Origin of the sequence: Desulfovibrio sp. JC010 (assembly GCF_010470675.1) — a bacterium.
Taxonomy (GTDB): domain Bacteria; phylum Desulfobacterota; class Desulfovibrionia; order Desulfovibrionales; family Desulfovibrionaceae; genus Maridesulfovibrio.
Window position 1 is genome coordinate 90,216 of sequence record NZ_VOIQ01000004.1, and the last position, 11,995, is coordinate 102,210.

Sequence of the window (11,995 nt, forward strand, 5' to 3'; positions counted from 1 at the left end):
AGAACGGAAAAAAGCCCCTCCGGAACGTATCCGGAAGGGCTTTTGACAGGTCTCTATACGGCTGCTTCTAGAATCTCAGCCGCTCATCGCGAGGCCAGTAGCCGTTATAATCGTAGCAAAGATACACGGTGAACTTCCGGGCCTTTTTGCCGCGAAAGGTCGTCTGAATATGAATGGGGGAGCTGACCCGTTTGAACATCTTCACCATTTCCGGGTCCGGTTCTTTCTTGAACTTCTTCATCACATAGATGCAGTCCCAGCCGATTTTATCCTCAGGACCGGGCCAGAGGTCATACTGGTTCATGCGCCGGTCGATCCACGCACAATAGGTGCGCGGCTGTCCGGGCACATAAAAAGCCAGAGCGGCGGTCATATCGTACAGCTCACTCATGATGAAGACCTTAGAGGGATCTTTGAACTGGGTCTTTTCCAGCTCCACTACCTGCTGACCGAGATCAGTCCAGCCCTTTAAGCGGTGGGTGGGATTGAGATGGTCCGGCAGGGGAACAAGGTTCTGGAAATGAAGGACCACAAAAATCACAAGGCTCAAGGTAGCCCACAGGGAACGGAAACGTCCTCTGCGCGCCCAGAAGCTCTCAAATGCGAATCCGGCAATCATCACCCCGGCAACGTATGAAATAACCGCCCAGTTGCCGAGAACCTTGGTGTGAAAACTCCACAGGAAAAAGAAAATCCAGACCGGAAGGAAGAACACGGAAAGCAGCGCGCTCTGCCTGTGGTTCAGGTTCATCCGGTTGCGTCCTTTGCCTTTGAGAACAAAGAACAAAGCGGCAAAACCGCCGATAAACATGAAGGCCAGCCACCACGGAGTGGCCATGCCCACCTGCTCCCCGGCAAAGGGCAGGAAACGGTCAAAACGCAAAAACTGCGTAGCCTCTTTACCTGAAGCACCGATCAGATGGAGAACATGTTTGTAGCCCACAAAATCGTTCTGCATGTTCCAGATCAGGGTGGGCAGGAAACCGATAAAAATACCGCCGGACAGAGAAAGGAGCAGCTTGCGCCAGAATCCGCGCGGCAGCCTTTCCCGACGCATGAGCAGCAGACCGTACATGACCGAAAGACCGGCAAAACCGAGCATGGTGTACTTGGCCAGAATGCCCAGTCCGAAAAAGAAAGTCAGGGCCACAAAAGGCTTGGTCCGGGATTCATTGGAATCGCGCTCCAGCCCCGGAGGATGCGGAAGCGATGCCTTGTACAAGGCAAAAAGCGCGCAGCTCCAGCAGAGAATGAAAGGATTGTCCGTGGTCATCAGGATTCCTAGGGCCAGAAAAACCGGCATGGAATTGTAGATGATCAGGGTCCAGACAGCGGCGATGGGCCTCTGCCACATCCTCGCCATACCCCAAAAAAGCACGATCTGGGTCAGAAATGAACCAACCACCGACCCGAAACGGACCCCGAATTCGGTATTGCCGAAAACAGAGGTCCACAGCCCGATAATCCAGGCGATCAGAGGCCCTTTGGAATAATAGGTAAGCTGCATGTGCCGGGTCCAGTCCCAGTACTGGGCCTCGTCCTGCACAAGGTTGAGCTGTCCGGTTCCGAGAAACCAGATCCGGGCAAAGGTGCTCAGTAAAATTATGGCAACAGCCCAGATTACGGGCTTGCTTTTAAACGAATCATTTAACGATGACACTTAATGTGACCTCCTTGCGAGGAAACTCATATCCGAGGCTGCATAAGAAGACAACAGCCCGTTTAACGGCAGATAACGCCAAAACAAAGCCCCCGTAAACAGGGGGCGGAAAATTCAGGAAAATTTGTCTCAGGATTCCGGCCGACACTCATTACAGGCCCAGCTTCTTGATCCTGTCTTCGGGTTTAATGATCTCAGTAACCCTGAAGCCGAAATTTTCATTAATCACAACCAGTTCTCCACGCGCTACCAGCCGCCCTTCCACGTACATGTCCAGCGGTTCCCCGGCCAGCTTGTGCAGCTCGATAACAGTACCCTGACCGAACTGAATAATTTCATTAACCAGAAGCTTGGTCCGGCCCATCTCAACTTTTACTTCAAGAGGAATGTCCAGAATGCGTTTCAAACTTTGCTCAGCCATTTATATAAATCTCCAATGAAAAGATCCCTGCCGGGGGCCTTAAACCCTTTTCCAAAAGGGTTTAAGAATCCCAAAACGTTTTATTAGGCTTCGCCGCTTCGTATAACAAATCGGCATTAAAATCGTCTCAATATTCAAATATCGCTTAACTGGATGCAGGATACAGCAAAAAACTACAAACAACCAGCAAAAGACCTGTCCTTTAATTTCAAGGCCTTACTTGACCTGCTCCACAATTGGTCCGCCATCTTTTTGCGGTTGCAAGGCCTGAATGGCGTCTGCGCTTTCGGAAAACAAATCCAGAGGATGATGACTGATGACCAGCACCTGAAAACCAAGCCGCTCGGCAATGGTCCTGATCAGCTCCATAAATCCGGGAACCAGATCGGGCCGCAGCCAGCAGTCCTGCTCATCCAGCACCAGAAAAGGTCTGTGAGCATCAGGATTAAGCCGCGACAAGGCAATGAGCCGCAGTCCCACAGAAAGAATATTACAGACCGAGCCGCCCTGCCCGACCATGATATCTTCTTCGCCGCCCTGATTCAGGATCTGGAAATCCACCTGCAATTTCTTATCGCGGATGGATGCAACAGCCTTAACTTCGCGATCCTGCCCCAGAATCTCCCGGATGGCATGGGTCAGGTTGGTTTCCAGCTCGCTCAAAAGTTCCCCGAACAAAGCGGTGGAAAGCTCCTCCAGCCGCTCGGCAGCACCCGGAGCTATCTCCAAAAATTCCTCAACTTTGCACCCTTCTTCGCGCAAAGAATCCCAATCGTCCATACGTGACGAAGCCTTCGCACTTAAGCGGTCTGCTCTGCGTTCTAAAGATTCCAGCGATGGAATTATTTCATTCGCACAATCTTCCATAATAAAAACAATCCAAAACTATTAAAAGTTTTTGAAGAGTCCAGAGAAACTTTTTCCAAAAAGTTTCTTTGGCCCCCGGAGAGCCGCCGGAGGCATTCTTACCCCTGCTCCAGATTATCCAGGCCTTCTTTAATTGACATGATGTGCGCGCGGTACTCGGTGACCAGCCGTGCGTTTTCGGCCTTTTTCTCTTCCAGCAGTCTGGCAAGCTCCTGCGGGTCACTGGTTCCGTACTGCGCTTTGGCTTCTTCTTCCAGCGCGGCCAACTGGCTGGTGGTGCTGGCCAACTCCTGCTCGGTGCGGATTTTCTTATCATGCAGCCATTTATGCTGTTCTTTAAGCAGATTAAGTTCCTGCTCAAGGCCGTTTGCGGGCTGACCGCCGTTCTTCATTCCATTACCCATTGCCATCGGTAACCTCCGTATAGAGTTCCCAGATGAGCGTGCTTTCCGGCTCTTCCGGGTCGATATTGTCTGTTAAAAACTGCTTCAGCCCCTCGCCTTCATGGGTCCGTTTCCATGCCAGACGTTCAAGGCCCTGTAAAAATTTTGATTCCGCTGCTGCGGCATCTTCGGCTTCAGGCAAAAATTCCTGATCAGGAAAAACCTCATAAAAATCACGATGCGGGATTTCCCATTTCTCAAGATCCTCGCAATCAGGGGTCCAAATGGAAGCCAGCATCTTGCGCTCAAGGGCGTAACGGGAAAAGGTCAGCCGGGTGATATTTCCGGGATTGGCCCAAGTGGTCATGCCTGCGACGATGGAATCACGCGGGCCGTGAATATGCCCGTTAATAATCCAGTCGATGCCCGGCTTCTCCTTAATGGCATGCTGTTTTTTTTCGCACTCAGGAAAAGAAATATTGTGATGGGTCACCCAGACTACTTTGATATATTTCCCGTCCTCACGATCAAATTCCTTGGGAATCGGCGTTGCGTCCGGCGACGCACCTACCAGCACCAGACCTTGCGGGGTCTCAAGTTCAAAGGCCGGCCCCTGCTCGCTCATGAGCCTTATGGCCCCGGCGGCATCAAGCACGGCCATGGAAACATCGGGGGTGAAACGGGCCTGATATTTATCGTGGTTACCCACCAGCACAAACGGCTTATGCTTCCCGAACAGCCCGATCATATCCACCAGCAGGGAATTGCCGTTATCGCGCGGCCAATGGAAAAGATCACCGAGAATAAGGGGGACCATACCCAACTCTTCCGCCCGCTTGAAACAGGCTTCAAGCTTGGCCAGCACATCCCCGGCAAAGTCTCCCAAACGCTGCCCCGGAGGGGTGGAAGCAATGTGCGGATCACCGATGAGGAACAGCCCTTTGGCTTTGACTCTCTCAAGACTCATGGCTGTCCCCGATCATTTTCTGCGCATCCAGATCACCGCCGCAGAGCGGACAATTGCCGATCTCGGCCAGACGTTTTTCAATACGCTCATTAAGTTCAGCTTCATCCTGTTCCAGCTGAGTCAGATTGGCCCGGGCTTCCGACTCTGTTTTTCGCAACGCGGAAAGATTGTTCATAACCTGCATAAGTAGCGAGAAATCATGAAGTTCCGGAGGCTCGGCCAATGGTCCTAAAATTGCCGCCCGCCGTGAAATACTTCCCTGCAAAACGTAGTTACGCTCCAGATTGCTGATGGTTGCGGAAAGGGCCGCAACATCTTCCAGCTGCGGTGTAGATTCAAGCGATTCCAAGACCTTACAATATGCGGATTGTTTTTTTTCCGCAAAAGAAAGTTGATTATGCCGTGCAAGGTCCGCTTCCATCCGCTGTGTCGGGAAGAGCTCCGGCGGTGTTTGCAGGCCGTTCAGAGATTCAGCTCTTGATTTCAGACTTTCCCCGTGGGCACGTAGATTCTGCATGCCCGTGACAACCCGTTCCAGCGGTGCTGAAGGAAAAAGGTGCGGCACATCCTGCAACCGGGACAATTCCTTTTCCCGCGCTGCGAAATTTGTTTTTAGCTTCTCAAGCTCACCCTTACGCCGCAAAAAGCCTTCAACCGCCGGGATTTCCCTATCCAGCACATCCATGCAGCCTTTCAATTCGCGGGCGGTTTCCAGTTCCAGATTCACATCGGGAAGGTTTTGCAGTTCGTCCAACTCAGCCCGGATTTCATCCATTTTCTGCTGCTGAAATTTCTTTTCCCGCTTGGCCGCCCGGACGCGATTCTTCAATTCCGTCTGCATGGCCAGCAGGTGCGAAGCCTCGGACGAAGACGCAAAAAACTGGGCCGCAACCGACGAAGGCTGGTCGAGCAGAAAAATAGGATTGCGCTGGTTGCCGATATGAACATCCAGCGACTTACCCCCTTCCAGCGGGACCTGATTGAGCCTTAAAATATTCAGAATATCTTCCGGGGTGTTGCGTCCGAACTTGGCATAGACTTCCCATTCCTCATCGCCGGGGCGCAGCACTTCGTACCATGCTGTGGCCTTCTTGCGAATCCACGCAACACGCACACCGTCGTCCATTTCCAGCTCCACACGGGCCTTTTTAGCCCCGTGACGAATGAAATGCTTGGGCAGGGGGTTGGTGGCAATGCAGCGCAAAGCCTCAACAATGGAGGATTTACCGCTATTATTTGGCCCGGTAAGTACGGTCAGACCTGAACCGAGTTCAATCTCGGTTTCTTTGTGGGCTAAAAAATTTTTAAGTAGGATTTTTTTGATCATGAAATTTTATTTTTTAATAAAAGGACAATACTCAACAGCACTGGAAGTGAGCTTAGTACCTTCTTCAAACAAAACCAAGGGTGATTCCAAAATAAGCCCCGGCTTACCCCCCTTCACGGCTTCGATCATCACCACTTTAGACGGTGAATCCACCCGGCCATGAATAAACTTCATGCGCTTGGGTTCCAGCTTGTGGCGGGTAAAAGAATTGACCAGCTCGGTCAGCCGTTCGGCAAGGAAGACAAAGCAGACCCGGCCCCGGTTACGGACCATGCGTGAGGCCGTGGCCGCAAATGCATCAAGATCACAATCAACCTCGAAACGGGCCTTGTTGCGGTCTTCATCCGGGCAGGCCTTCCCCCTCCCCTCGCTACGGTAGGGCGGGTTGGAAACCACCAGATCGTAACTCCCGGCGGGCGCGAAATCCGGAGTACAGACATCGGACTGCGCGATATTTATTTCCTCGGCAAAACCTAACTTCTGCACATTTTCCTGCGCAGCTCCAACCATTTCCGGGTTGATTTCCAGCCCGGTAACGGTCAGCCCCTTATCCGGGTGGTTGAGCATGATGCCCAGCGGAATTACCCCGCTCCCGGTACCGAGATCGAGGATTCTGGCGTTCTTGGACACGGAGACAAAACTGCTGATCAAAAGGGAATCAGTAGAAAATCTAAAGCCGGACTCAGGTTGAACAAGTCCACGGGGAAAATATTTGCGCACATCTTCAAGCATAAGAACAAACCAAAACAACTAAAAGGTTTTGGGATTCTTAAACCCTTTTGCAAAAGGGTTTAAGGCCCCCGGCAGGGCCGTCGGAGACATACTTTCCATCAAAAGCGCGAAGCGCATCAAATCTTTCTTCGCAAAGCACCAACTAGCATACGTGCATCGTCTGACTTCAACAATAAAGACCCGACCCCGTACACCGCCATCCAGACCGGAATAAGTGCGAACCATAAAATATCGTAACGTGCCGAATACCACGCCCCCGCGCCGATTAATGCACTCAATAATACGCTCTTCATCACACTGACAAAAGGCAAAGGAAATAAACCAACTCTGCGGCCCATGATGATTGCCAGCAGCAGGCAATTAAGCATGGACGAAATGGATACCGCCAAGGCCAGACCAACATGGGCAATATGCTGCATAAGCAGATAACCGACACCCACGTTTACGAACAAACAGAGAATGGCAACCTTGACCGGGGTGCGGGTATCCTCCTGCGCGTAGAAGGCGGAAACCAGCGGGCGGGACATGGCAATGAACGGTAAGCCGATGCCGTAAGCCATGAGTGCCTGCGCTGTGGCTGTTACGGCCTGTGAGTCAAAGGCACCGCGCTCGAAAAGCAGGCCGATAAGCGGTTCGGCAAGGGAAACCAGTCCCGCCATTGCAGGCAGAGAGATAAACAGGATCAGCCCCACACTCTGCTTGAGGGTCCGGGCGAAATCATCATGCTGTCCTTCCACGTACAGCTTTGCCAGACTGGGCAGGGCCGCCGTGCCCACGGCTATTCCGAACACGCCCAACGGAAACTGCACCAGACGGTCGGCGTAATAAAGATAGGAAACCGATCCCACGGGCAGGAAGGAAGCCAGCAGCGTACCCAGAACCACATTGATCTGGTAGACCGCCGCGCCCAGCACCGTGGGCAGCATGAGTTTTCCCATGCGCTTTACGCCGGGGTTATCCAGTTCTGCCTTGCCGCGCCAATTAAGCCCCATACGCTTGAGGTAGGGCTGTTGCAGCATCCATTGCAGCAGACCACCGATGAGCACCCCCCAAGCCATGAACAGGGCCACGCTGTTTCCGGTGAAATAACCGATAAGTGCCGATCCGATCAGGGCAACATTGAGCATGCACGGGGCCAGTGCCGGGGCCAGAAAATGGCCCATGCTGTTCAGGATGCCCATGCAGAGCGCAACACCGCAGATAAAAATAACATAAGGGAAACAAACCCTTACCAGATCAACCGTAAGGGACATCAACTCAGGATTGTCGCCGAATCCCGGAGCAATGAGCAGGACAATGTATTTCGCGCCCACAACCGCCAGTACGGTCAGCGCGCCGAGGATAAGCAGCAGCCAGAGCATGGCCGAGCGGGCCATTTCAAAGGCCGCGCCTTCGCCCTGCTCTTTACGCACCCGGCTGAAGACCGGGACAAAGGCCATGGTCAGGGAACCTTCCCCGAACAGCCTGCGCAGCAGGTTCGGAATACGGAAGGCCACAAAGAAGGCATCCGCAGGCAATCCCGCGCCAAGGGCGAACGCAACAATAAGGTCCCTGACAAAGCCAAGGACCCTTGAAAGCAATGTTGCTCCTGCGACAACAGAAGCATTGCGGACAATTTTATTAGATTCGACTGTCATAACCAAACGGCGAAGCCTTAACAAAAGGTTTTGGGATTCTTAAACCCTTTTGCAAAAGGGTTTAAGGCCCCCGGCAGGGTCGCCGAAGGCTTACTAGTCACTCATCTTTTGGCAATCAGAACAAAAAGTGGAACTACGCCCCGCTACTGTCGCACCTTCAAAAACTTTGCCGCAATCGGGGCAGGGTTCGCCTTTCTTGCCGTAAGCTTTGAAACTGTTCTGGAATCCCCCGGCATCTCCTCCTGCATCCACGTAATCGCGGATGGAACTGCCGTTCTCCTGAATGGCCTGCTTGAGCACGGCTTGCAGCTCGCTGAACAGTTTTACCAGAGACTCCTGCGAAAGATCGGAAGCCTTGGCCTTGGGATGAATGCCGGAACGAAACAGGGCTTCATCGGCGTAGATGTTTCCGCACCCGGCTACCACGGACTGGTTGAGCAGCAGCCCTTTGATCTGGGCCTTGCGACCGACAATGCGCTCGGCAAGCTCTTCGGCGGTTACTTCCAGCGGCTCGGGACCAAGAGTCTTGTAAAAATCCCATTCCTGCAACTCATCGTTGTTCAAGGCGCGTACTTCACCGAATTTGCGGGTATCGTGAAATTCGATGGAGCCGCCGTCGGTGAGGCCGAAAACTATGCGGGTGTGCGGCTCAGGGGTGGTCGGTCCTTCGTGGGCCAGAACACGCCCGGTCATCTTGAGATGAAAAGTGACGTGCAGGTCTTCACCGAGATCCATGATCAAAAGCTTGGCCCGGCGATGGATACGGGTGATCTTCTCCCCGGCAACGCGGGAAGAAAAAAGATACCACGGCATCTTCACGGAACTGTGGTTGAGGATTTTTACGGATTCAATTGTCTTGCCCTCAAGGGACTGGGCAAGACCACGGGATATTACTTCTACTTCCGGTAATTCTGGCATTTTATACTTCCTGAAATATCTTTATTTATCTTTTTTCATGCGGGGCAGCCGACCCATATCAAGGTCAAACAGTTTACCTCGGCGATCCATGGTGAATATCAGCGGCTTGTCTTCCTTATGGGCCTTGGACCCGGCCATATGCATGGCTGTGAGGCCGGTTACGGGAATCCCCTGCGCCTTGGCAAGGATATCGCCGGGGCGGATGCCTTTTTTATAGGCTTTGCGGTCCCGCTTCACAGCAGTGATCACCGCGCGGCCCTGACGTATTTCAACGGTCATGCCCATACGGCTTTCATAGGACGGCGGGCAGTAAAAAAATGAATCCGCCGCTGTGGGATAAAATTCATCCCCCCGCCAGGGCATGATGGTCATAATTTTGGCCTGCGGGTCAAGGAGCTTCAGCCTACGGGGAATGCCCCAGCCGTGTTCCACGTGCCCGCCCCCGGCCAGAATGACCACCGGATGGCCGGAGCTTTGGCGCAACTCCACAGCCTTCTCAGCCATGCCCGTATCCCAGAGGGACTGGACCAGAAAAAAACGCTCAATCTGCTTGGAATCGGTGGCATCGCGATCCTGATGCATGGCGAGGACTTCTTTCAACCCCTCCTCCTGCTCCGGCGCGGGAGGAATGACTTCCTGCGGCAGCATGGCCCGGTCTTCGGCGGAAAGTCCATCAAGCCCTTTTTCACGGACTTCCTTGACCAGACGGAAAGGAAAATTCAGCCCGGCCACAGTCAGCCTGCGCTTTTCCGCCAGTTCGAAGATGGGCTTGAACATGCCGAAGTCGTAACGCCAGCCATTTTTCCAATCAAGTTCCCTGGGCAATTCCGAAACAGGAATCTGCCCAAGATTGAAACGGTTGAGAATGTCCTGTTTACCGGCAGTAACCATTTCAAGACCGATGGCAACCCTGCCCTGCCCACGGGTCAACCCTTCTATAATTTCAAACTGGGCTTTGTGGTCACAGATGCTGGTATGCCCTTCCCCCACAAGCACATAATCAGCCTTGGACGCTTCAATCATGAGCTTGTCAAAAGGCAGGGGATCGCCCACCGGGTCGAGATAATCCCCGGCACAGGGCAGGAAGAATACGGCCATTTCGGGTGGTACAGTTTTCTTCACACAACCGCCGAGCATAAAAAAAAGTGCGCAAAGGACCAGAACGGTCCTTGCGCACTTACTAATGGTATTGTGAGTCATACCGGGATTAATCCCAGTTACGCTTATCTTCAATGGGTCTGATCTGCGGGGGCAGTGAGCCGGGAGTCAGAACCTTGAGGATGGGGCGCAGCTTGATCTTCTCGCGGAACATATGCAGCAGTTCTTCTTCGCGCTTGAAGTTGGAGACCTCAATGTTAAGGATCATTTCATCAATGCCGCCGGGGTTGGTAACTTCGATCTGCCAGCGTTTGACTTCTTCGAAGTGGGCCATGACCTGCTCCACCTGATGGGGGTACACGAACATACCCTTGATGCGTGCGGTGGTGTCCACGCGACCTACGATGTTGCCGAGGCGCGGTGTGGAACGTCCGCAGGGACAGGGGGTGCGGTCGATGTAGCTCAGGTCACCGGTGGCGAGCCTGATCAGCGGGTAGGTCTTGTTGAAAGCGGTGATGACGATTTCGCCCACTTCGCCGTCCTTGAGCGGGATACCGGTATCAGGATGGCAGATTTCAACAAAGGCACGGTTGGTGATGTGCAGACCGTTCTTGTGGTAGCATTCGTAACCGATGCACCCGACATCTGCGGTTCCGTAACCCTGACGCATGATCAGGTCGAATTTCTTCTCCAGATCGTTACGCATTTTTTCGGAGAATTTTTCCCCGGTAACAAATGCAACTTCAAGGTAAAGATCCTTGCGCAGGTTCAGGCCGGCTTCTTCCGCCTTCTGGGCAAGGTGCATGAGATAGCTGGGGGTACCGACATAACCGGTAACGCGCAGCTTCTGCATGATTTCCAGCTGACTGTTGGTGGAACCGGGGCCAGCGGGTACAACCGCGCAGTTCAGATTGCGCAGGGGCTCTTCAAACATGAGTCCGGCAGGAGCCAGATGGTAGTTGAAGGTAACCTGTGCAACATCGCCGGAACGGAAACCCGCGGCGTAAAAACCTTCGGTCCATCCCCAGTAGTCATCAGAACGGTCTTCCGGATCGAAGATAGGACCGGGAGACAGAAAGATGCGGCGCAGTTCGCCGAGGTCTTTGGTCAGCAACCCGCCGAGACGGGGTCCCATGGACTGCAGGAAGATCAGTTCTTTCTTCTTTAAAATAGGTATATGTTTAAGATCGGAAAGCTCTTTAAACTTATCGACCTGAAACTGTGCTCTGTCGAAACGTTTTTTTACGTCTTCAGAATAACGGTAGGCATAGGTCAGAAGTTCCTTAAGCTGTAAGGCGCAATATTGACGTCTTTCGCCTTCATCAAGAACTTCACGACGGCTGTAGATGCCTTCGGTACGGTCTTTACGAGTCATTTATAGGATTCCTCCATAATTTATTGCCAAATGGGTGTCGGCACTCCACTTAGCCTAGACAACATATGAAAACAAAACTAATTTGTCAACTTTTTTAAGTTTTGTCACATTATTTCAGATAGATAGCTAAAAACAAACATAAAAGAGACTTGCGCCGAGGTATATTGCGAAGACGTAATTCTAACTCCAAACAAAGAAAAAATAAACTTTTTCATTTTTTTGGTTGACAGGGAAGTGCTGTCTGGATAAAAGCTTCTTCGTTCGCACGGAGAGGGTCGTTAACTCAGTTGGTAGAGTATCTGCCTTTTAAGCAGAGAGTCGCTGGTTCGAGCCCAGCACGACCCACCATCCGAACACTGCGAAAAAATCCCGCAAAATTCAGCGGACGTTCTTTTTCAAAATGGCGGTCTATCCACTCATTACAAACTGCTTGACTTACTTCAGGCAAACAGCTAATCATGGTAGACGCGCTTTAAAATATACGGGTCGTTAACTCAGTTGGTAGAGTATCTGCCTTTTAAGCAGAGAGTCGCTGGTTCGAGCCCAGCACGACCCACCATTTTAAAAGATTAGGGCATTTCATCTCAGGATGAAATGCCCTTTTTCTGTT

General features: G+C 52.3%; 10 protein-coding genes, 2 tRNA genes and 1 pseudogene. 2 read left to right on the forward strand and 11 right to left on the reverse strand.

Going from position 1 to position 11,995, the window contains the following annotated elements:
* Window positions 1-67: 67 nt before the first annotated feature.
* The 11 genes and pseudogenes from FMR86_RS05775 to FMR86_RS05825 form a co-directional block, all read right to left on the reverse strand.
* On the reverse strand, window positions 68-1,660 hold the full coding sequence (locus FMR86_RS05775) for a glycosyltransferase family 39 protein (protein ID WP_163350143.1): 1,593 nt from the start codon (window positions 1,658-1,660) through the stop codon (window positions 68-70).
* 151 nt (window positions 1,661-1,811) lie between these two features.
* A pseudogene (fliN, locus tag FMR86_RS05780) lies at window positions 1,812-2,066 on the reverse strand (flagellar motor switch protein FliN); the annotation flags it as partial.
* 231 nt (window positions 2,067-2,297) lie between these two features.
* Window positions 2,298-2,948: a hypothetical protein gene (locus tag FMR86_RS05785; protein ID WP_163350144.1), complete on the reverse strand. Its 651-nt coding sequence runs from the start codon at window positions 2,946-2,948 to the stop codon at window positions 2,298-2,300.
* A 98-nt stretch (window positions 2,949-3,046) separates the two neighbouring features.
* Window positions 3,047-3,358: a hypothetical protein gene (locus tag FMR86_RS05790; RefSeq protein WP_163350145.1), complete on the reverse strand. Its 312-nt coding sequence runs from the start codon at window positions 3,356-3,358 to the stop codon at window positions 3,047-3,049.
* Window positions 3,345-4,298, reverse strand: a complete 954-nt coding sequence (locus FMR86_RS05795) for a metallophosphoesterase (protein ID WP_163350146.1) — start codon at window positions 4,296-4,298, stop codon at window positions 3,345-3,347. The genes FMR86_RS05790 and FMR86_RS05795 overlap by 14 nt, the downstream gene beginning before the upstream one ends.
* The gene (locus tag FMR86_RS05800) at window positions 4,288-5,625 is read right to left on the reverse strand and encodes an AAA family ATPase (RefSeq protein WP_163350147.1); all 1,338 of its coding nucleotides are present in this window, start codon (window positions 5,623-5,625) and stop codon (window positions 4,288-4,290) included. The genes FMR86_RS05795 and FMR86_RS05800 overlap by 11 nt, the downstream gene beginning before the upstream one ends.
* Window positions 5,626-5,631: 6 nt before the next feature.
* Window positions 5,632-6,357, reverse strand: coding sequence for a tRNA1(Val) (adenine(37)-N6)-methyltransferase (locus tag FMR86_RS05805; RefSeq protein ID WP_163350148.1), 726 nt, complete (start codon window positions 6,355-6,357; stop codon window positions 5,632-5,634).
* A 116-nt stretch (window positions 6,358-6,473) separates the two neighbouring features.
* Window positions 6,474-7,994: a murein biosynthesis integral membrane protein MurJ gene (murJ, locus tag FMR86_RS05810; protein WP_163350149.1), complete on the reverse strand. Its 1,521-nt coding sequence runs from the start codon at window positions 7,992-7,994 to the stop codon at window positions 6,474-6,476.
* Between the two features lie 93 nt (window positions 7,995-8,087).
* Window positions 8,088-8,912: a bifunctional DNA-formamidopyrimidine glycosylase/DNA-(apurinic or apyrimidinic site) lyase gene (gene mutM, locus FMR86_RS05815; protein WP_163350150.1), complete on the reverse strand. Its 825-nt coding sequence runs from the start codon at window positions 8,910-8,912 to the stop codon at window positions 8,088-8,090.
* A gap of 21 nt (window positions 8,913-8,933) precedes the next feature.
* Window positions 8,934-10,034, reverse strand: coding sequence for a ChaN family lipoprotein (locus FMR86_RS05820; protein WP_373682449.1), 1,101 nt, complete (start codon window positions 10,032-10,034; stop codon window positions 8,934-8,936).
* Between the two features lie 85 nt (window positions 10,035-10,119).
* Window positions 10,120-11,385 (reverse strand): phenylacetate--CoA ligase family protein, encoded by a 1,266-nt coding sequence (locus tag FMR86_RS05825; protein ID WP_163350152.1) that lies wholly within the window; start codon window positions 11,383-11,385, stop codon window positions 10,120-10,122.
* Between the two features lie 272 nt (window positions 11,386-11,657).
* Between FMR86_RS05825 and FMR86_RS05830 the strand changes: the two genes are divergently transcribed.
* Both FMR86_RS05830 and FMR86_RS05835 read left to right on the forward strand, forming a co-directional pair.
* Window positions 11,658-11,733, forward strand: a tRNA-Lys gene (locus tag FMR86_RS05830).
* Window positions 11,734-11,868: 135 nt separating this feature from the next.
* Window positions 11,869-11,944, forward strand: a tRNA-Lys gene (locus tag FMR86_RS05835).
* Window positions 11,945-11,995: the final 51 nt, after the last annotated feature.

What these genes read in the sequence shown, in the direction of transcription:
- FMR86_RS05785 (WP_163350144.1), bottom strand. Translation starts at nt 2,948, where the DNA reads ATGGAAGATTGTGCGAATGAAATAATTCCATCGCTGGAATCTTTAGAA.
- FMR86_RS05790 (WP_163350145.1), bottom strand. Translation starts at nt 3,358, where the DNA reads ATGGCAATGGGTAATGGAATGAAGAACGGCGGTCAGCCCGCAAACGGC.
- FMR86_RS05795 (WP_163350146.1), bottom strand. Translation starts at nt 4,298, where the DNA reads ATGAGTCTTGAGAGAGTCAAAGCCAAAGGGCTGTTCCTCATCGGTGAT.
- FMR86_RS05800 (WP_163350147.1), bottom strand. Translation starts at nt 5,625, where the DNA reads ATGATCAAAAAAATCCTACTTAAAAATTTTTTAGCCCACAAAGAAACC.
- FMR86_RS05805 (WP_163350148.1), bottom strand. Translation starts at nt 6,357, where the DNA reads ATGCTTGAAGATGTGCGCAAATATTTTCCCCGTGGACTTGTTCAACCT.
- murJ (WP_163350149.1), bottom strand. Translation starts at nt 7,994, where the DNA reads ATGACAGTCGAATCTAATAAAATTGTCCGCAATGCTTCTGTTGTCGCA.
- mutM (WP_163350150.1), bottom strand. Translation starts at nt 8,912, where the DNA reads ATGCCAGAATTACCGGAAGTAGAAGTAATATCCCGTGGTCTTGCCCAG.
- FMR86_RS05825 (WP_163350152.1), bottom strand. Translation starts at nt 11,385, where the DNA reads ATGACTCGTAAAGACCGTACCGAAGGCATCTACAGCCGTCGTGAAGTT.